Source organism: Paraburkholderia sp. BL6665CI2N2, from assembly GCF_004366535.1.
Taxonomy (GTDB): domain Bacteria; phylum Pseudomonadota; class Gammaproteobacteria; order Burkholderiales; family Burkholderiaceae; genus Paraburkholderia.
Window position 1 is genome coordinate 3,770,656 of record NZ_SORC01000001.1, and the last position, 20,198, is coordinate 3,790,853.

Annotated in this window: 12 protein-coding genes and 1 pseudogene; 6 read left to right on the forward strand and 7 right to left on the reverse strand. The window is 59.7% G+C overall.

Going from position 1 to position 20,198, the window contains the following annotated elements; translation table 11 throughout:
• Positions 1 to 3: 3 nt before the first annotated feature.
• Both B0G81_RS16835 and B0G81_RS16840 read right to left on the reverse strand, forming a co-directional pair.
• On the reverse strand, positions 4 to 2,352 hold the full coding sequence (locus B0G81_RS16835; RefSeq protein WP_134137719.1) for a TonB-dependent receptor: 2,349 nt from the start codon (positions 2,350 to 2,352) through the stop codon (positions 4 to 6).
• A gap of 197 nt (positions 2,353 to 2,549) precedes the next feature.
• Positions 2,550 to 3,041 (reverse strand): Fur family transcriptional regulator, encoded by a 492-nt coding sequence (locus B0G81_RS16840; RefSeq protein ID WP_134137721.1) that lies wholly within the window; start codon positions 3,039 to 3,041, stop codon positions 2,550 to 2,552.
• 52 nt (positions 3,042 to 3,093) lie between these two features.
• Here B0G81_RS16840 and zigA point away from each other — a divergent pair, with 52 nt between their 5' ends.
• The 3 genes from zigA (at position 3,094) to B0G81_RS16855 (ending at position 6,622) form a co-directional block, all read left to right on the forward strand.
• Positions 3,094 to 4,332 (forward strand): zinc metallochaperone GTPase ZigA, encoded by a 1,239-nt coding sequence (gene zigA / locus B0G81_RS16845; RefSeq protein ID WP_106314948.1) that lies wholly within the window; start codon positions 3,094 to 3,096, stop codon positions 4,330 to 4,332.
• Positions 4,333 to 4,574: 242 nt separating this feature from the next.
• Positions 4,575 to 5,390, forward strand: a complete 816-nt coding sequence (locus B0G81_RS16850) for a zinc ABC transporter substrate-binding protein (RefSeq protein ID WP_243856506.1) — start codon at positions 4,575 to 4,577, stop codon at positions 5,388 to 5,390.
• 221 nt (positions 5,391 to 5,611) lie between these two features.
• A complete protein-coding gene (locus B0G81_RS16855) occupies positions 5,612 to 6,622 on the forward strand; it encodes a GTP-binding protein (RefSeq protein WP_134137725.1) in 1,011 nt (336 codons plus the stop codon).
• Between the two features lie 62 nt (positions 6,623 to 6,684).
• On the opposite strand, the gene B0G81_RS16860 is transcribed toward B0G81_RS16855, so the two are convergent.
• The 3 genes from B0G81_RS16860 to B0G81_RS16870 all read right to left on the reverse strand — a co-directional run bounded on the left by B0G81_RS16860 (position 6,685) and on the right by B0G81_RS16870 (position 11,023).
• Positions 6,685 to 7,779: a high frequency lysogenization protein HflD gene (locus B0G81_RS16860; RefSeq protein WP_166679011.1), complete on the reverse strand. Its 1,095-nt coding sequence runs from the start codon at positions 7,777 to 7,779 to the stop codon at positions 6,685 to 6,687.
• Positions 7,780 to 7,844: 65 nt separating this feature from the next.
• A complete protein-coding gene (locus tag B0G81_RS16865) occupies positions 7,845 to 8,402 on the reverse strand; it encodes a DUF1007 family protein (RefSeq protein WP_106314951.1) in 558 nt (185 codons plus the stop codon).
• Positions 8,403 to 8,632: 230 nt separating this feature from the next.
• A complete protein-coding gene (locus B0G81_RS16870) occupies positions 8,633 to 11,023 on the reverse strand; it encodes a PIG-L family deacetylase (RefSeq protein WP_134137729.1) in 2,391 nt (796 codons plus the stop codon).
• Between the two features lie 611 nt (positions 11,024 to 11,634).
• On the opposite strand from B0G81_RS16870, the gene B0G81_RS16875 reads away from it, so the two are divergent.
• From B0G81_RS16875 to B0G81_RS16885, 3 genes are all read left to right on the forward strand, one after another.
• Complete coding sequence (locus B0G81_RS16875) at positions 11,635 to 11,910, forward strand: metal/formaldehyde-sensitive transcriptional repressor (RefSeq protein ID WP_106314954.1); 276 nt, start codon at positions 11,635 to 11,637, stop codon at positions 11,908 to 11,910.
• Between the two features lie 6 nt (positions 11,911 to 11,916).
• Positions 11,917 to 13,017, forward strand: a complete 1,101-nt coding sequence (dmeF, locus tag B0G81_RS16880) for a CDF family Co(II)/Ni(II) efflux transporter DmeF (RefSeq protein WP_134137731.1) — start codon at positions 11,917 to 11,919, stop codon at positions 13,015 to 13,017.
• A gap of 686 nt (positions 13,018 to 13,703) precedes the next feature.
• On the forward strand, positions 13,704 to 13,925 hold the full coding sequence (locus tag B0G81_RS16885; protein WP_134137733.1) for a 2Fe-2S iron-sulfur cluster-binding protein: 222 nt from the start codon (positions 13,704 to 13,706) through the stop codon (positions 13,923 to 13,925).
• A 420-nt stretch (positions 13,926 to 14,345) separates the two neighbouring features.
• On the opposite strand, the pseudogene B0G81_RS16890 reads toward B0G81_RS16885, so the two are convergent.
• Together B0G81_RS16890 and B0G81_RS16895 are read right to left on the reverse strand one after the other, a co-directional pair.
• Positions 14,346 to 15,146 (reverse strand): annotated as a pseudogene (locus B0G81_RS16890) (site-specific integrase); the annotation flags it as partial.
• Between the two features lie 353 nt (positions 15,147 to 15,499).
• Positions 15,500 to 19,582: a CheR family methyltransferase gene (locus B0G81_RS16895; protein WP_243856508.1), complete on the reverse strand. Its 4,083-nt coding sequence runs from the start codon at positions 19,580 to 19,582 to the stop codon at positions 15,500 to 15,502.
• Positions 19,583 to 20,198: the final 616 nt, after the last annotated feature.

Genomic DNA, 20,198 nt, shown 5'->3' on the forward strand with positions numbered 1-20,198 from the left:
GCGTCAAAACTTTTTGGAAATACCCGCGTACAGCGCGATGTGAGGTCCGTATTGCGGAGCGCCCACTCCAATGCCAGAGCCGTCGCGCAGCTCGTACACGCGGTTGAACGCATTCACGAGAAGCAGTCGCGCGTCGAATTTGCCAATCAGGGGATTGTTGACGTTGAAGTGCTGGATCACGCCAAGGTTGACCTGTGCGTAAACCGGCAGACGATCGGTATTGGCAAAGCCGCTGCGCAGGCCACTTCCAACCAGTCCGTCAAACGTGAACGTGGTACGGCCGAGTTCGTACGTGCCGCCAAATGACGCGGTCACGCGTTGATCGTGATCGAGAAATACGTAGTGGTCACTGATGAACGCGAGTTCGTCGGCGCCGAAATTGAACTGCGCGGAATTGATATTCTTGCCCTGTGCGCGGCTGAACGCGAGATTCAGATAGGCGGAAACGTTATCCTGCTTGTAATTGGCCGTGAACTCGACACCATAGGTCCGGCCGTACTGATAGTTGAAGGGGGTAAAGATTAGCGCGGTGCCAAACTGGCCTTCGTCGAGCAGATTGGTCGACTTCTTGTAGTAGGCGTCAAGCCCGACGGTCAGCGACGGCGTCAGCCGCTGGATGACGCCCAGGTCGAAGTAGTGGCTACGCTCGGGTTGAACCGGATCGTTCTGTCCGGACACCTGGGCTGTGGTCCCCGCAAACCGCGCGATGTCGGAGTCGGCTACGAGTTCGAACGCGGGCGGCGTGAAGTAGCGCGCGTAACCCGCGTGAACGGTGGTGGACGGCGTTAGCGCGTACACCAACCCGACGCGCGGGCTCACCTGGCTCGCGCTGACGTACTGGTCCATCTTGTCGTAGCGCAAGCCATAGTTAATGGTGAGCCTGTCGGTGAGCTTCCACTCATCCTGCACATAGGCGCTATACAGGTAGCCGGTTTTGCTGCTGGAGTCGGGAATGGTAACCGGCTGATCGGACGACTGGTTGCCCTCGGCGTCAACCGGAAAGACAGCGAGACTGTTGTCAAAGATTGCGTGTTCCTGCTGGAAAAAGATGCCCGCGCGGATCGTGTGCTTTTCGTTTAGCCGGTAGGTTGTGTCCAGTTGAACCCCATTCGCCCGATCGCTGTGAAAATCGCTTGCCGCGACACCGTTAAACAGCAGGTCGCCGACCGGGTCGGGGTTGAACTGGGTGCGTGAATAGCGGGTGAAAACGGCAAGTTGATAGTCCAGTGCCGCCCCGTTGGTTCCCTGCAGCGCTACTACGGCAAACTGGTTGAGTTCTGACTGGGTTTCATTGAGCTGGCTCGAATCGAAGCTCGTGTTGCCGTTCAGCGTAAATGCAGTGGGCAGGCCTGGCGTATTGGGAATTTCAAACTGATTGCTGGTCGTACCGAACATCACACTCACGCGCGTGAGCGGATTGATGATGTACGACATGTAACCGAAAGCGTCGCCCTGACGCGTGTGATCGTGTATCGCACTGGCGCTCGACGTCGGGTTTTCGATACCCAGATTGTTCTCGCCGAGCGAGCCGCTGAAATAGTAGCTGAAAGGCCCCTGACTGCCGAATACGTCACCGCTCGTCTTGATGGTCTGATGGCTGCCGCCAAACACATCAATGGAACCGCCATTACCGGTATCGCCCGATTTGGTCCTGATATCGACAATGCCCGCTGTGCGATAGCCATACTGGGCAGGAAGCGCGCCCGTCAGAAAATTCAGCTGGTCGATGATGCGGCTGTCGAGTGACTGCCCAAACCCGCTGATCGGCTCGGGAATGATGACACCGTTAATCCGGTACTGCAGGTTTGCGTGATCGCCGCGCACGTGCAATTGGCCGTAGGAGTCGCTGGCAACCCCGGGCGCCTGCAAAAGGACCTGGTTGAGCGGCGTGTCCTGCCCTGCCGGCAGGTTGTTGATGTCGCTCTGGCTGAAGCGGTAGACGCTGCTGCCCGTTTCAGGCAACAGGTCGTTGCGTGCCCGGTTCAGCCGCTGCGCATTAACCTGCACATCGAGCGTATCGCTTTTTGAAGGTGCAATCGACACAGAGCTTTCCTGCCCCGGACTGGTAGTGGCAACGCTGCTTCCGCTGGTAAATCCGGGGGCGGAAACAACAACAGCATAAGTTCCAGGCGCGACGTGCCCGACTGTGAAATGCCCGATCGCGTCAGTGTCTCCCTCCCCGACAGACGCGCCCGCTGAATCCTGAAGAGTGACCGTGGCGTTGCCAACGGGTTGGCCTGCGCTGTCGGCGATGGTGCCGCCGACCGAAGCGTCGGCCGGGGCGGCGTGAGCGCGGGCGGCAAGCGCGAATGACCATAGCGCGGCGTGGGCGAGGCGGTGACGATGTCTCATCTTGTCAGGTATTTGTTAGGTCTACGAATCAGAAACCTCACCGCAGCAGGTAGTTGCTGCTCGGGCGACGAACTCCTAGGCGTGGGCAAAGGCGAGCGGGCCGTGCTGCCGTGATGGCAACTCATGCGGGTCGCGGCGATAAACCTTGCACATCGAATGCAATGTTATATTATTACGCAACAGATTGAAACATACCGTTACTTTTTGCCGACGGTACGATCCGTCGCGAGCGCCGCGCAGTCCTCGCAGACGCCCTTGATCTCGGTTTGCTGTCCGTCCACGCGGAAGTGAGCAGTCTGTGCGGCACCGAGCAGGACCTGCTCGAGCGTTGCGTCATGCAGTGCGCGCACGGAATGGCAGCGGGTGCAGACGGCGAGGATCTCGTGGCGGCCGCCGTTCTGTTCAGTCAGCCGGAAGGTGCTTGTCGTCGAGACATGACTGACCAGGCCTTCCCTGATCAGAAACTGCAATGCGCGATAAACGGTAGGTGGCGCGGCATGCGGACGCTGCCGGTGTAAATCTTCGAGTAGCTCATAGGCTGTTGCAGATCCTCCGCGCGCATTCAGAAGCCCCAGCACCAACTGTCGCAGAGGCGTGAACCGCGAGGGCTTCGCGGGAGTGGGCCTGCCGGCTGTCGATGGTCGCGAATGTCGCATTAGCGGTATATCTGGAAGTAAAAAAATCAACATCACACATGTGTAATGTTATAACATAACTATAAACCCACTAGCGCGATCCGTTATGAACAAACTTCCTGTCACGGTCCTTTCGGGATTTCTCGGCGCCGGCAAGACAACCCTGCTCAATCACGTGCTCAATAACCGGGAGGGCAGACGCGTTGCCGTCATCGTCAACGACATGTCCGAGGTGAACATTGATGCTCGCCTGATACGCGAAGGTGGCGCGCAGCTCTCGCGCTCCGAGGAGCGGCTGGTGGAAATGAGCAACGGCTGCATCTGCTGCACCCTGCGGGAAGACCTGCTGGTCGAGATAAGGAGGCTGGCAGCGGAAGGACGGTTCGACTATCTGTTGATTGAGTCGACGGGTATATCGGAACCGCTACCGGTTGCCGAGACGTTCACGTTCCGTGATGAGAGCGGCCTTAGCCTCTCCGACGTGGCGCAACTGGACACCATGGTCACCGTCGTCGACGCGTACAACTTTGTGCGCGACTACAGCTCACACGACCACCTGCGTGACCGGGGCGAAACGATGGGTGATGAGGACGGGCGCACCGTCGTGGATCTCATTACCGAGCAGATCGAATTTGCCGACGTGATCCTTCTCAACAAGGCGGATCTCGTCCAGCCGGAGAAGCTGACGCAACTGAAGGGCGTACTGCGCGGCCTCAATACTCGCGCGGAAATCGTCATCTCGTCGTTTGGTCAGGTACCGCTTGAAACCGTGATGGGGACCGGCTGCTTTGACTTCGACGCTGCGTCGCAGGCACCCGGATGGCTCAGGGAGATGCGCGGCGAACGAATCCCCGAAAGTGATGAATACGGTATCACGAGCTTTGCATATCGGGCGCGCAGGCCTTTTCATCCAGCGCGGTTCTGGAACTGGATAAAGATGGAGTGGCCGGGTGTAGTACGTTCGAAAGGTTATTTCTGGCTCGCATCGCGCAACGACCTCGTCGGGACCTGGTCTCAGGCCGGAGCGATTTCCCGACACGGTCTGGCCGGCAGATGGTGGGCCGCGGTACGTCAAAGCCGTTGGCCTGAGGATGCTGAAAGCCGCGCGATGATCTCGGAGCGCTGGTCGGCGCCATTTGGCGACCGCCAGCAGGAACTGGTCGTCATCGGCACCGGCATCGACGAAGCTGCGCTGCGCGCAGGGTTCGATGCGTGTCTTTTGACGGATGCCGAGATGGGCGTGGGTCCGCATGCATGGGAAAAATATGACGATCCGTTTCCTGCCTGGCCGACGCAAACCGCGACGGAAAGCGACCGCACGGACAGCGATGCAATCGAGGCATAGGTTCGCTCCGTCGAATGCAGCCTTAACGTGATTGATGCAGCGGTCGAACATCTTTTCCTGCTGCGCGCACTGCGCGGCTGACGTGACGGCAACGATCCGAGTCGGCCGCCGAAAAGTGATTCTGCCAAAAAGTCGGCATCCGTTTACATCTATGAGTAAGGAAATTCATGAACAGGCTTGTTAAGGTGGTGTACCCAGTCGCGCTTGCACTTGCACTTGCACTCGGCGTCTGCGGCCAAACGATGGCAGCGGCACCGTCGGTACCTGTCCCGGTCGTGGCGGCAGAGAATTTTTACGGTGACGTGGTAAGGCAGCTCGGCGGCGACCACGTGCAGGTCACCAGCATCCTGAGCAATCCAGACCAGGATCCGCATCTGTTTGAAGCCAGTCCGAAGACGGCGCGGGCGCTGCAGAATGCGGCGCTCGTTGTGTACAACGGCGCCGACTACGACCCGTGGATGGAAAAGCTGCTGGCGGCCTCGAAAAGGTCGGACCGCGCGACAATTGTCGCGGCACAACTCACGGGACGAAAGTCCGGTGATAACCCGCATCTCTGGTACGACCCGAAGACGATGCCCGCCGTCGCGAAGGCGGTGAATGCATATCTGGCAGCCACCGATCCGGCGCATAAAGGTGACTACGATGCTCGCCTGGACCGCTTTCTCAGCTCGCTCAAACCGGTCGACGACAAGGTCGCTGCCCTTAAAGCGCACTATGAGCACGTGCCGGTGACAGCGACGGAGCCGGTTTTCGGTTACATGGCCAGTGCAATCGGTCTGGACATGCGCAACGAGCGCTTCCAGCTTGCAACGATGAACGATACAGAGCCGAGTGCGGCGGATATTGCGTCATTTGAGACGGATTTGACCGCTCGCCGTGTATACGTCCTGATCTACAACAGCCAGGCGAGCAGTGCAATGACCCGGCACATGCTGAAGCTCGCGAGCAACTCGCACGTACCAGCCATCAGCGTGACCGAGACTTTACCCCCTGGGAAAGATTTCCAGCACTGGATGGGTTCGCAACTCGACGCATTATCGGCCGCGCTGAAGCGCTAGCCTGTTGAAGGCTACAGGTCCGCTCACCTGATGCCCGGCCGCGCTCTTTCCCGTCCATCGTCGACGACGGTGGCGGCTGGCATGGCGTGCAGAGTCATCACGTTTGCTGCCCGGCAGTCGAGGCCGCGCACTTCTCCGCGCTGGACGTCACGATGCGCGAAGGCGGTCTGATCGTTATAACCCCGCAGGGCCGAGCAACCTTATTTGACAGGGAATCAATCATGACCAGGCTTGCTTCAAATGAAGGCCGTATCCCGACGACAATCCTTACCGGGTTCCTCGGCAGCGGCAAGACCACGCTGCTGAACCGCGTTCTGACGGAGCATCATGGCGGACGCGTCGCTGTGATCGAAAACGAATTCGGTGAAGCGGGTATCGACAATGAACTGCTCGTGCAGGACGGCCACGAGCAGATCGTTGAGATGAACAATGGCTGCATCTGCTGCACGGTGCGGGGCGACCTTGTGCGGATCCTGGGATCGCTTGCCGAACGTCGTCGCACAGGCGAGCTTGATTTCGACCGTGTGATCATCGAGACGACCGGACTCGCCGACCCTGCTCCCGTTGCCCAGACATTCTTCGTCGACGAGACAGTGCAGGAGAACTACCTGCTCGACGCGATCGTTACGGTCGTCGACGCCAGGCATGGTAATGCACAGCTCGACGAACATCACGAAGCGCAGGAACAGGTTGGTTTCGCTGACCGTATCCTTTTGTCGAAGACCGATCTCGTCACGCCCGACGATGCAGAGGCCATTACCGCGCGTCTTCGCCAGATGAACGCGCGTGCACCCATCAAGCATTCAGATTTCGGAAGGACTGATATCAGCAGGCTGCTTGATATCCGCAGTTTCGATCTCGATGCAATCCTCGAGATTGAGCCGGATTTCCTTGAAGACGTGTCCCACGAACATGATGATGACGTGTCGTCCTTTGTTTACCGCTCGACAGTCCCGCTCGATGCCGACCGGCTCGAGGAGTTCTTTGGCTCGATCGTGCAGATCTATGGCGCCGCCATGCTGCGCTACAAGGGCGTGTTGAATCTCGCTGGCGTGGAGTGCCGGATGATCTTTCAGGGCGTCCATATGATCTTTGGCGCCGACGTCGGCAAGCCGTGGCGATCCGACGAAACCCGGGAGACAAAGATTGTCTTTATTGGTCGGCAGTTGCCCCAGGACCTTCTCAGGCAGGGACTCGACGCGTGCATTAACACCGAACAAAAAAAGAGATAGCCGGAAGGCGGCAGGAATGAATACGCACTTGTGACCAGCGATGTTTGGTGATGCCGCCGCTCCTACGACAGGGACGGCGTCAGTACACCGCCGATCTGCAAAGCGATCTGAAGTGCGGCAAACGCGACGATAGCGATGCTGCCGAGCAGAGCCGCCCTTCGCTGCATGTCCGCGACGCGCGGACCATAACGTAGTGCTAGGCGCCCAACGCCGCGGTTCAGCCCGGATGCGCCAAGACCGACAAGCGTGACGGTCACCGTGACGCCCAGCGCCATGGCCATTGTGGCTGAGATGCCTGCCTCCGGCACGTGCGCGCCCACCGAGACGACCAGCACAAAGATCGCTCCCGCACACGGCCGCATGCCCGCGCCCAGCCCGGTCAGGCAGATCTGCGATAGCATCCCGTTCGTCTTCGGGATGCGAGTTGCCTTCGCCTGCACGGGCAGACGAAGTGCGGGGCGCAAGTGCACCGGCAGCCGGTGGCCGAGATAACCGCGGTCGTGATCGCCCTGGTCATCCATGGTGCTTGAGCGTCGCGGAACCAGCACGACCTTGCGGCCGCCGGAGCAGCAGTCGCGCCGGGTGGCGATCGACCAGATGGTCCAGCTTCCGGCGACGCAAAGCATCACGTAACTGACCAGTTCAAGCGAAACAGCGCGCGCGAGTATGCCCTGAGCGCCTTCCCGCGTTACCAGAATGCTTCCCATGACCACGGCGATCGCGCTGGCAGCCTGCACAGCGGCGGTCCAGCCGCTCAGGAGTATTGCCTCGCGAAGATGTGCGCCGCGCGATCCCAGGAAGGTGCCGACCACAAGCTTGCCATGACCTGGCCCGACTGCATGTAGCACGCCGTACGCGAAAGACAGTCCGAGCAGTACCATCCACAAAGCCGGATCACGCTCTGTGCCGAGGCGCACCGTCATATCCTGGATACGGGCGTTCCAGCGTCCCTGAAGACGCACGGCGGCGAGGACTGCATGCCGCACAGGACCCGGAATCCAGTCCCGTTCCGGGTTGACATCGGTGTCTTGCGCTACGGATCCCTGTGGTGATACGGGTGACGCAGCAGCGGCCGTTGACGCTGCAATCGGCTGGCCGAAGACATCGATGCCTTGGGCCAGGGACGCAACCGGCACAGCGACGCAGAGAAAAATCATGGAGGCAATTGCGCCTCGGATTAGCAGCGCGGCGCAACTGGCCGTATAAATCCGACAGATAGCCTTCAACATGTGAGTGCCGTGGCCTGGGGAACGACAGTTCCATAAAAGACAGGGTGATGCTGGTCGGCGAAGTTCCGGGTCCTGCACGTCAAGGCAGCGCCGCTGTCGAGCGAAACGGCAGGATCCGACCCCGGGTCGTAGTCGACGTAAAACGATTCGTCCCAGACTCCGAATTGCACCCGCTTTCCTGCGACCGTAACCGGCTTCACAAGTGGCAGTGTAAAGGTGTATTCGATCCGTCCGTTTTCCACCGATACCCTGAAATCCGAAGGCTCCGCGAAATGCTGCGGTTCGCCGTCAACGAGCAGATGGCTGAAGTAGTCGGCTGGTCCCAGGGACGAGAACGCCTGCTTTTTGAAAATCGCCGTTTGCGCCGGCCCCAGCGGGCCGCTTGACGGCAGATGATCGATCCCGACCAGCATGACCGGAAAGCCCTCGGTAAAACGCCAGGTCTCCGTTATCGCGGTAATCGTCACGCCCCGCATGCGGATCTTTGCGTTGTACATGATCCAGACGTGGGGGTGCGCCACGGCAGCCGATGCGCTCAGAATGGCAAGCATCGCCAGCCAGTGCCTGATCGTCGATACAGGAAATCGTAAGGGTCGGGTCATGTGTCGCGCCAGGGAGCGTTGCAGACTTTGAAGAGCCTTTCGTGTGCCGATGCCACCCGGAGCGAAGCGGTGCACGGGAGCAGCCGCATTATCGCCTCGCCAGAACCGCGAATGAACACGCGGTGCCAATTGACAACATGTCTGTATCGATGGCGCGCACGAGGGTTGTCTGTGACGCGTCATTGACTGAGCCGCTCGAGCCACAGCGTTTCCGAGTAGATGGCGGGTAGCTGCAACTGTGCTTCCGGACGGTCATTGCCCTCACGTCGATCGATGTCGTATTGCAAAAGCGTCGCCTGGCCACCGGAAAAATGCGTATTGTCGAGTATCGCGTCTGTGCGCCGGTAGAAGGCCAGCGTCGTATGACTGCCGCTGTGAAGCAGGGCGGGACTCGAGTCCTGCCACGGCTCGTCGGGCAGGGAAACAAGCAGAACTGGCGCTGCTTCGATGTCGGACGATTCCCATACGTCGACACCGCCCGGTTCAGAAAAGCGGGGCACCGTCATGACAATTGCGTTGTTCGCGTCCCCCGGATGGTGGTCAGTAGAGAACTTCGTTGTGGCAGGCTGGAATACCGGCGGCAAAAGCGACGTGTTGCCAGCATGCCAGTGTCCATTGGAAAAGCCGAACGGGATGACGGCGATGCGCGCCCCCTCGCTGGCGGGCTGGACGGCGAGAAAGGATGCCGAATCCGTCCCTTGGGCGCGCACCGCGAGCAGACGCAGATCGAACCGGAACCGATCATCTTCCAGCACCCTTGCCTGTTGAATGTGGCCGGTCCCGTCGTCGCCTACCGCCCACAATTCGGCGCCTTTGTCGGACTTTTGCATCGCGAGCAGTATCCTCCGCCGCATTTGCGCATTGTTCGAGAACGCGATGTACTGCTGCGTGCGTCCAGTGGGTATCCGCTGGTCACTCTGAAACCACAGTGCCGGCGCTTCGAAATCGCGGCCCGTGCTTCGCAGCAACCAGAACGCAGTGCCGCCCAGGCGCGGCGTGATAACCATCAGGTCCGCGCGGCCGTCGCCGTCGAAATCTCCGAGCACGAACCGGGCGCTATCGAAGCACAGGGTGTCTTCGCCACAGGTTGCAGTGATCGCCCGGCTGTCGAACGGGACAGCATTGGCATACCAGCGTGCAGGCCGCTCTCCGGCCTGCAATTTCTGCACGTAGACGTCGAAGCCCGGGCCGTCGGCTCGCCGCTGTACATACACGGCGGAGGGTGCGCCCTGCCCGGTCACGTCCTCATACATTGCGCCGGTGAGTCGCAGATCAGTGGGCCACGCTGGTCGCAACGCCGACCACCGGTATCGCGTCGTCAGCGATGCGCAGCCACGAAGGTTCAGCCGCCCGTCTTCTTCTCCGAGGCAGCGCCGCGAAGGCGTGAAGATCAGACCGAAGTCCCATGGCGTCCACCGTTGTGACGGTTCCCATTGCTCGCACCTCGCTTCGGCGAGCGTGCCGTCGTGCTCGGCAACACATTGTCCTGTCGCCGCCGAAACAAGGGCGGCGTCGTGCTCGTTGCCCGGATAGGTCGTTCTGGGTTCCCATGTCCATTGCTGCTGCATCGAACCATTACATGGTGCGAGAACCGGCTCGCGCCCGTTGCCTGCTGAGGCCAGACACCGGCTCGATGCGGCGTTGAAGAGTACTGACGGCGTGCCGACGAAATCCGGCCTGACATGCGCCGTCGAGTCGTCGTGCGCGTACTGGCGCTGCACCCAATCGCCATTCCACTCGTATTCGCCGAACACCTGCGCCACATCCCCACCGTCGACGGAGAAATAGGTCGCGGCCACATCACGTTTGCGTTGCGCGTCTTCTCCCGACAGGTTGACCGGCCAGTTTCCCGTCGGATAGGTGACGAAATACGAGATAGGGACGGCGTGAGCAAGGGATTGGGCGACGTGCCGGGTAATGCGCGCGGCGTATATGTGATCCGGGTGTTCGATGAAGGGGACCGTATCAGGATTAAGCGTGTAGATGCGCGTGGCACCTTCGAGGATCGATCTGAGCGTCGCGGAAAGCGAGTCGCGCGTGTAGCGACCAGGCGCAATCTCGCCGTGTCCCATCGGATAGGTGGTAAGCGTTGCGCCCTGGTCCCACAGCAGCCCGAGCGGGACGCGGCCGCCCCGGACAGCACCGCCTGGCAGGCGTAGTTCAAGCAGCCGCACGCGCGGCTGCTGTTTCAGCCGGAGCTCGAATACCGGCTCGCCGGCAATCCGGATGGTCGACTCGTCCCAGTCGTTGACGACGCCCGCCAAACGGGCATAGGCAAGCCGCGTTCCCTCCTCGCGTTTCTGCACGTAGTCAAAGCTTGCGCCGTTCGCCCCACCGATCAGATGAACGACCGTAACGCACCATCCCGCGTGCAACCGCTCACTGATTGCTGGTTCGACAAAGAGCAGGTCGTCGTCGAGGTGTGCGACGACAGTAACGGCGGTTCCAGCGCTGCAATCGGGGGCTGCAGCCTGAGCGTTCGCCGGGAAGATGAAGAACGCAACGATGGAAAGAAGGAGAAAGCCAAGCTGGAGTAATCGCCGACGGTCAAAACGGTCATTGGAGCGCATGCATTGGTTCCCGCTGTCCTGATCCGGTGATGGATCCGATTGAGTGGCCACCCGGCCGCCGTGCCACGATACCCGTCGTATTCGCATCGTACCCGGTAAGCCGTAACAGGACGACCTTACGTTCGCGCCGTGTGATCTCGCTGCGTATGCCATCTGACTGTGGGTCGTGTCATCGCGCGGGAATCTGTCACGAGCGGTCGGCCAAGACGGACTTCCACATCGTTGAAGATCTTCATCAGCCGTCGGATTTTCATGTTTGTCCTGTAGTGCTCATGCCATACGCGAGCAATCCAATGGTCATCCGCCGTAGAACACATCTGGCATGTCAACTGCCCAGTGAACCATCCAGGAAGCGCAGACGACCGGCGCGTGGCCGATCCCCGGCAGACCCGAGCCGGCCATCACCGGTCAATTGTCGGGTCACGACGAACGACTGAAATGAGCATTTGACCAGCCGTTCGTCTGCGCATCGACGGCGATGATCGCTAACCCAGCTCGATAAATAGCTGGCAACTCCGCTGGCACTAAAATCTGCGATAGTGATCGATACCCCTACCCCCTATGATAGACTTCCCGAAATTGTATACCCCAAGGGGTATATGGAGAACACTATGAGTCACACGGTTCAGGAAAAACAGAAACTGCTTAATAGGGTCCGCCGTATCAAGGGACAGGTCGAAGCCGTCGAGCGGGCGCTCGAGGAAGAGCACGGCTGCGCGGACGTGCTGCAACGGATCACGAGTTGTCGCGGGGCTATGAACGGTCTTCTCGCGGTTGTGCTGGAAGACCACATCAGGAACCACCTCATCGACGCGGAAAACGGCGAGGAGGATGGTGCCAGCGCGACGGAACAACTCATCGAAGTTGTTCACAGCTATTTCAAATAGTCAGAAATGGTTGATTTCAAAGACGCCGCATTCGGCGCAGGACATGACCACATCTTTCTGGGTGTTGGTCACGAAAAGAACGAGCGCAAGACGTGGGCCGTGATCGCATTGTGCAGCGCTATGATGCTTGTTGAGATCGTCGGCGGCAGTATGTTCGGTTCGCTGGCGCTTGTCGCCGACGGTCTGCACATGTCGACGCATGCCGGCGCAATGCTCATTGCAGCCCTTGCGTACAGCTATGCGCGCAAACACGCCACCGACTCCCGCTTCGTGTTCGGTACAGGTAAGCTCGGCGATCTTGCGGGCTTTACGAGTGCCATCGTGCTCGCGATGATTGCGCTTCTGATTGGCTACGAAGCGGCATCGCGTTTCCTGTCGCCGGTACCCATCCATTTTGGTGAGGCAATTCCCATCGCGGCGGTCGGCCTGTTTGTCAACCTGGCGAGCGTGTGGCTATTGAACGGCGGCGATCACGATCATGGTCATGATGACCACGCTCATGAGGAGGAAGTCCAGAAGATTTTCGCGCTGGCGGACCGTGGAGGCTATCTGGAATCGAAGGAAGACATTCCGCAGCCACACGCCTTCAAAGCCATCGTTCGGATGCCGGACGGCGAGTTCGGAGTCGAATTCGAAGAACATGAACACCACGACGACGCGGATGAAGCAGCGACTCGCGACCATAACATCGGGGCCGCCTACATCCATGTGATGGCGGATGCGGCGGTCTCCGTGCTGGCCATCATCGGCCTTGTATTAGCACGCGCATTTGGCTGGCTCTGGATGGACGCGCTCGCCGGCATCATCGGCGCGCTGGTGATTGCAAACTGGTCGTACGGCTTGATGCGGGACACCGGTGCAATCCTGCTCGACATGAACTGCGACCGGCGGATGGCAGAGAATGTTCGTCACGCGATCGAGGACCTCGGCGACAAGGTGGTTGACCTGCATGTATGGCGGGTGGGCCCCGGTCACATGAGCGCGGTGGTGTCAGTGGCAACAGATGAAACCCAGCGAGACTCTCGCTTCTATCATGCGGTGCTTGGGCGCTTCATGGGTTTGTCTCATGTCACCGTCGAGGTCCAACCGTTACAGACGGCCGCCTGACAAAAATGTTGACCAAGACCGTCAAAGGAAGCCACGCGGCCGCTTGCGGTGATGAATTGACGTCCGGATGTCCGAACTAGGGCGGTGGCGAACGACCCTTCGGCCGGAAAGCGACCGAACTCGAGAAACTCCTCCTCGGCAGATCACATTCAGCCCCCGCCCCACCACCGCGCGCGGGACGATCTTCGTCCCGCGGCCGTCCGAGGGCGTTGCTTGCCATTCGGCTTTGGTATGTACTGCCGCTGTCGAACGGACAACGCTCGGCACGCTCCATTGTGTATCCGTCAGAGCCCCGCTCACGATCTCCCCCAAATGCGCTCTTGATCCGGCGCCATGTCACGGCGCCGGGCGCCGCCGTCACGCAGCGTTGCGTTTGCACGACAAGCGGCAATCTATTCCAAGGCAACCGCAGATAAGTACATCTGTGAGTACATTGACAGAGATAATGAACAGAAAAACCTCAGTAATTCAATGACGAAAGACAGTAATCCGAGTCCTCTCCTGGGTACCATAAAAATAGATCCAGATTAATTAGTTGATGACGTTTGTGAAAAAGCCCGTTTTGCGGGCTTTTTGTTTTTGAAAGCGCCTGCAAGATATATACGTTCCACTAGAAGCCAAGGTCGAATGAGTACGTTTTCGAGTACACGAAAGTTCGAGCTCCGGAAAACGTACTCACCGCACGCTTGGCATCGCTACTCGAGTTTGCGGAAACGCACGGCGTCGCGGCACGTTCGTCGTGTCGCTCAGGAACCTGCGGGACGTGCGAGTCGCGCATTCTTGCCGGACGCGTCGCTTACTCCGTGGAGCCTGTCGCGCATATTGAACGTGGGTGTGCCCTGATCTGCATCGCCGCGCCGGAGGGCGACAACGCTGACACGACTGGCGAACTGGTCCTCGACCTATAACTGCGATTGCGCTATTGACGGCATTGCACGATTAACAGTCAGTTCAGAGAAAAGTCCATTCTCCGGAAAACCCGTCGCGTACATAAATTCACGACCCCCGCAAAATTACCTCGCCCGCTCGGGTAAGATCGCAGCCATCGTGGACGAGCAACGGTGATCCGAGTTTCTCTTCATTCACCGCGGATCCGTGCAAGTGCGCATACGCCCATTCCCTCCCTCAGCCGTGAAAATCCGTCCTGAGCAGCGCCACTGTCGGTTTGCGCGATCCTTTTTATGTGCATGAGCAGTGGGCCCAAACTCACGCACCAATTCCTCAAGCGTACGCCCCCTCATCCACCGGCTCCGCCGTCTGCGCCCGGAGTATCGCCGCGTATACTTCGGACGCTGCCCGTGACGGCACCTGCTCTCCAAAAAGAATATTGTCGTCTCCAGCTGCTTGTGACCCAGCAGTACCTGGATCACGCGGATGTCGACCTTCTGTTCGAGCAGATGCGTCGCGAAACTGTGGCGCAGGGTGTGCGGGGTAACGCGCTTGTCAATCTGCGCGGCTTCGGCGGCAGCGTGAACGGCGCGGTTCAGCTGCCGCGTGCTGAGTGGGTCGACGGGATCCATTCCGGGAAACAGCCACCCGCGATCAAGCATGGTGCCCTGGGCACGGGCGACCCGCCACCACAGCCGCAGGCGTTCGAGCAGGACCGGCGAGAGCATCGCGTAGCGGTCCTTGCGGCCCTTGCCCTGCTCGACGCGCAGCGTCATGCGCTGGCTGTCAATGTCGCTTACCTTCGGCGCGACTACCTCGCTCGCGCGTAAGCCGGCGCCATAGGCGACCGACAGCGCGGTCTGGTGCTTCAGGTTGCCGGCGGCTGCGATCAGCCGCCGCACTTCATCGGGACTGAGTACGACGGGCAGTGTGCGGGGCACACGAACCGGATGCATCCGGGCCATCAGTTCAGGCTGGCCGAGCGTCACGTCGAAGAAGAACTTCAGCGCGCTGATTGCGGCGTTGAGCGAGACCGGCGAGGTACCGTGATCGACCAGATATAGCTGGTAATTCCGGAGGTCCTCGACAGTCGCAGTATCGGGTGAACGCTAAAGAAACCTGGCGAACTGGCGTACGGCACGCAGATATCCGGACTGGGTCTTGGGCGCGAACTTGCGCATGCGCATGTCATCAACCATGCGCTGGCGCAGTGGACTGGCGCTTGCCTGTGGAGAGGTCATGATTGGGCTCCTGCTGGAGAACGAGGCGGGTTGCCTCATTCGCCAACATACGGAGCCGCGCGGCGGGCCGCTCATTAACCGCACGCGCTAGCCGGAGCCCCCTACCGCGCGAGCGGTTTCGTTCGTCGGCCACAAGGGGACGGTCGCCCGGTTCCGACGAAAGGTGGCTCCTGTGATGAAACCAGCCTTCGGCGCGCACGTGCACACTGCGAATGGCGCTTCAAGGTCTCTGTGATCCCATCAAGTCGACTATCCGTTCAACGGCACTCTGGCCCAACCCGGTCACCCGGTTCGGCAAAAGTTTGCCGCCCGATGTGGTCGTATTGCTGCTGTTGTAGCCGGCCCGAGCGGTCCTACCCGTGGTCGCGAGCCGAACGGGCCTGGTCAATCGCGGCAAGCAGGGCAGCCAGCGATACCGGCTTGCCGACATGTGCATCGAAGCCCGCCTCCAGTGCTTCAGTCACGTCTTGTGTGCGGCCAAATCCAGTCAATGCGATCGCCGGAGTGGTCGCTGTCGGGGGTAACCTTCGAAGTTCCGCAATCAGTTCATAGCCACTCATTTCTGGCATTCCGACATCCGAGAGAATGAGATCGAATGGAGCCTCAGCTGCTGCCGCGAGTGCCGCCTTCCCGCTGAGTTCGGAACGCACTTTCGCGCCCTCCATTTCAAGCAGTGCACGGAAAGCGTCTAGCGTCTCGGCCGAATCGTCAACCAGCAACACGCGCAAACCCTTCAGGATGCTTCCATCCACGTTCACACGGCGACCCTCCGACGACAGCGGAGTCGCAACTTCTGGCAGTCTTACGGAGAATGTTGCACCCTTCCCGAGGCCATCGGATCTCGCCTCGATTTTTCCGCCATGCATTTCTACGAGTTGCTTTACCAGCGAAAGCCCGATGCCCAGGCCTCCGTGCTCGCGGGTGGCTCCGGTTTTGGCCTGGCTAAACATGTCGAAGACACGGGGAAGGAAATCAGGGGCGATCCCCTGGCCGGTATCTTCGACTTGCACACACACAAATCCATTGTCGGAAAAGAGGGTTACGTCGACTCGAGCGCCCGCCGGGGAGAACTTCAGAGCGTTACGGATGATGTTCCAGAAAATCTGCTCCAGACGGACCGGGTCGGCCTGTATCCGAACCGGGCCGTCAGCGCCCGACACGGATAAAGCAATGCCACCAGCGGCCGCGTCGGCTGCACTGGCGTCGATCACCGTACGCAGGATCGCCGAAATGTCAACGGGCGCCAGATGCAGCGCAAGTTTCCCGGTTCGCGCCCGCGACAGGTCAAGCAGATCGTCAATGATCTTTGCCTGCCCAACTACCGAGCGGAGAATCACATCGGTTGCTTCCTGAACGAGTGGACTTTCACGCAGTTGCGGCGCGCGCATCAGCATTTCCGCCTGTACGTGTATCAGGTTCAGAGGGTTCTTCAGTTCATGCGATAGCACCGCAAAGAATTCATCCTTTTGCCGGTTCGCCGAAACCGCGCGGGTCCGGACCCGCCGTTCGAGCTCAAGCTGATTAGTCTGGCGGCTTTCAGCACTTTTCCGGTCCGTAAGATCTCGCGCGATTTTGGCGTAACCCCTGAAGGCTTCCGTATCGATTGCGGTCACGACGCCGCTGCAATAGATCCGCCTGCCGTCCTTGCGTACATGCCACCTTTCATCGTCGGCGCGACCTGCACTTCTGGCCTTCTCCCTCTCGGCCAGTGGCACGCCCTGTTCCCGATCTTCCGGCGAGAAGATCAGATCAATCGGCTTTCCGATAGCTTCTGCCTCGTCATAACCGAACACGTTCTGCGCGCCCCTGTTCCAGCTGACGATCACGCCGTGCAGGTCCTGAACGATGATCGCGTAGTCGTTGGTGGTGAGTGCGGCAAACTTCAATCGCTCTTCGCTGGTTCGCGCCACCTCTTCCGCGCGTCGCCGCGCCGTGATATCGATCAGGGTCAGCACCGCACCCTCAATGCGATCGTCAAGTGTCCGGTACGGCAGCAGTCGCACAAAAAACCACTGTCCATCGTTCGTGCTGATTTCCCGCTCTGTCAGCTTGAGCGTATCGAATGCAGCGGCCGCATCTTCGGCAAGTTGCGGATAATTCAGGCGATGCCGGAGGTCCAGCAACGGCCGGCCGATATCGGTCTCGATCAGATTGAAAATACTGACTGCGGGCGCGGTAAAGCGCTTGATGCGCATGGCGCGGTCGACAAAGACCGTTGCAATGCCGCTCGACGCAATCAGGTTCTGAAGATCGTCGTGTGCCCTGGCTTCGTCTTCGACCTTCATCTGAAGCTCGGCATTCACTGTGACCAGTTCTTCATTGACCGATTGAAGCTCTTCCTTGCCGGTTTCGAGTTCTTCAGTGGCCGAGCGCATCTCCTCGTTGATGGCCTGCAATTCCTCGTTCGAGGCCTTCAGTTCCTGGGTCGACAGATTGGATTGTTCGATGCTGGACTGCAGGAGTTCTTTCGTGCGAATCAGTTCCGTTTCGAGCTGTGATACAACCCGGTCCTGTCCGGGGTGGTGAGCGTCGTTCGCCCTGTTCTCCGCATCCGTGTCGTCAGATTCGCTGAAGAAGACGGCGAGAATGTCGCCGCCTGCCATGTCGTCGTGGAATGGATGGACAGAAAGATTGACATGGGAATAGGCCCCGCCCCGTGAGAACCGCACCCGTTTGACTTCAATGCTTTTGCCATGCTGTAGCGCCTGATAGAGCGCGGTTCGAAGCTCGAGCCGCAGATCAGGATTCACGACGGTGAGCAGATTATGCGATGGCTCGCCGCCGACATACCGCAAAAAGCGCCCGACATTTTCGGACATGTGCAGGATTTCAGCGTCGCGGTCGACCAGGATGCTCGGTGGCGAGTAGTGCTGGATCACGCGCTGATGCAACGGTGCAAACGAAAAACTCGCAGGCCTGGGCAAAGGGTGTGCAGCCTCGACCGGCGAGGCGTGAAGGATTTTGCCGGCAGTTGCCAACGGGGGCGCGACTGAAACCCGGTGCGGGGCGGCTTTGGCGCGGTAAATGCGATTTTTCTTGTCGACCGGTGCAAACAGGTCTCCCGCAATCTCAGCGGACTCGGAACTGCCAAGAAAAAGGTATCCACCGGTCCGCAAGGCGAAATGGAAAGTCTGCAGCACCTGTCGCTGAACATCGCGGTCAAGATAGATGAGCAGGTTGCGGCACATTATGAGATCAAGTTGCGAAAAGGGCGGGTCGCGCAGGATGTTGTGCGCCGCAAAGAGGACCTTCTCCCTGAGCGCCTTGCTGACACGGTAAAAGCCGCGGGTGTGGGCGAAAAACTGCCGAAGCCGGGAGGGCGGCACATCGGTCACGATAGACTCAAGGTATCGGCCGGATCGCGCCGACTCGATGGCACGTTCATCGATATCCGTGGCGAATACCTGAATGCCCGGCTGGGTATGCTCTTCGCCCAACCGTTCGCATAACAGCATGGCAAGCGAATACGCCTCTTCACCGGTCGAGCAACCGGCGACCCAGGCGCGAACCTGGTCTCCATCATCTTTGCCCTCAAACACGCCGGGTATCACTTCCCGTTCCAATGCTTCGAATGCTTCCCGATCGCGAAAGAAATTCGTTACCCCGATCAACAGGTCTCGAAGCAACGCCTGGTTTTCATCAGGATGTCGTTCCAGAAACAGGAGGTACGACGGCAGATCGGGAAGCGTGTTGACCTGCAGGCGTCGTTCGATGCGTCGCAATACCGTTGCGCGCTTGTAGTGCCGGAAGTCGTGGCCGGTGTGGATCCGCAGTCCCTTCAGGATATCCTGCAACGCGCTGTCGACCGTTGCTGCAGCGTTTTCGCTTGTAGGCACTGCTGCTATCGGAGGCTCTCCCTCGACCGCCGGCAGTCGGATCACCCGTGCATTGCTCCACAGTTCAATCAGTTTTTGCGGAAGATCCACGACTGGCAGCGACAGATCGATGAGCCCCGTCGCGATCGCGTTTTGCGGCATCTCGCCGTACTCGGCATCGTCCGGATTTTGAGCGAGGGTGACGCCGCCACATTCCTTGATCCGGCCGATTCCGGCCGTACCGTCACTCCCTGTGCCGGAGAGGATTACGCTGACGGCCCGGCTGCCATGGGCGTCTGCAAGACTCCGGAAAAACCGGTCGATGGCCACCGGCCTGCCTGAAGAGCGCTCCGCTGGCGTCACGCGAAGGTAGCCGTCAAACATGGACAGGTCATTGGATGGCGAGATCAGATAGACGCTGTTCTTCTCGATGTGCGTGGGCTCGCGAACCTGCATGACAGGCATCGAGGTTACCCGCTGTAGTACCTGGTCAGCGCGGCTTTCGTATTTCGGGGAAAGATGCAATACGATCACGAATGCCATACCGCTGTCTGCGGGCATCTGCTCGAAGAGCCGGAGAAGTGCCTGAATACCGCCCGCCGACGCGCCGATGCCTACCACGGGGAAAACCGGCGAAGCGGACGGTGTAGGCGCGGCGCCGGATTGGTCCGGGGCAGACTCCGAGGACGGGGTAGTAGGCATTGGAGAAAAGACCAGGAAATGAGGAAGAATCGGGCGGCGTCAGCGCGTGGAGGGTGCAAGGTAACTTCAGCGTACACCGGCCAGCCCAGGGAGGGAAGCAGAAGCCGCGCTCACACCGGACCGGCAGATACAAGCCCGCAAGTGTTACCGAAATTGTCGCGGTGTAGTGCAAACCGGTAATAGTTCGGCTACATGAGGAGCAGTACCGCAACTTTCTTCCAGAGCCGACGCGCACCACACGTTCCGACGTCCTGCGCTGGCACATCGCTTGGAGCGGTATCCGTCCGACTATTTGCCTGAAAACCGACGTTCAGCGAAAAGGCGCAAATGACTCTATCGGGTCGCTGAGAAACCCGTTGCCGTTCCCGGAACCCGGCATTCATCTGCAACGCATTGCCAACGACTGCAGAGTGGTATGTAGCAGCCGCACGGCGCCTGACCAGCCAGCGTCGGCTAAGGTCGATCGGATAGGGGTAGGAAACGGCGCTCGCCGTCCCCTCCCTCCGAACCCGGTGTGCAGTTTTCCCGCGACGGG

Excerpts from the sequence above, each read along its gene's own strand:
- B0G81_RS16835 (WP_134137719.1), bottom strand. The coding sequence starts at position 2,352 with ATGAGACATCGTCACCGCCTCGCCCACGCCGCGCTATGGTCATTCGCG.
- B0G81_RS16840 (WP_134137721.1), bottom strand. The coding sequence starts at position 3,041 with ATGTTGATTTTTTTACTTCCAGATATACCGCTAATGCGACATTCGCGA.
- zigA (WP_106314948.1), top strand. The coding sequence starts at position 3,094 with ATGAACAAACTTCCTGTCACGGTCCTTTCGGGATTTCTCGGCGCCGGC.
- B0G81_RS16850 (WP_243856506.1), top strand. The coding sequence starts at position 4,575 with ATGGCAGCGGCACCGTCGGTACCTGTCCCGGTCGTGGCGGCAGAGAAT.
- B0G81_RS16855 (WP_134137725.1), top strand. The coding sequence starts at position 5,612 with ATGACCAGGCTTGCTTCAAATGAAGGCCGTATCCCGACGACAATCCTT.
- B0G81_RS16860 (WP_166679011.1), bottom strand. The coding sequence starts at position 7,779 with ATGATTTTTCTCTGCGTCGCTGTGCCGGTTGCGTCCCTGGCCCAAGGC.
- B0G81_RS16865 (WP_106314951.1), bottom strand. The coding sequence starts at position 8,402 with ATGCTTGCCATTCTGAGCGCATCGGCTGCCGTGGCGCACCCCCACGTC.
- B0G81_RS16870 (WP_134137729.1), bottom strand. The coding sequence starts at position 11,023 with ATGCGCTCCAATGACCGTTTTGACCGTCGGCGATTACTCCAGCTTGGC.
- B0G81_RS16875 (WP_106314954.1), top strand. The coding sequence starts at position 11,635 with ATGAGTCACACGGTTCAGGAAAAACAGAAACTGCTTAATAGGGTCCGC.
- dmeF (WP_134137731.1), top strand. The coding sequence starts at position 11,917 with ATGGTTGATTTCAAAGACGCCGCATTCGGCGCAGGACATGACCACATC.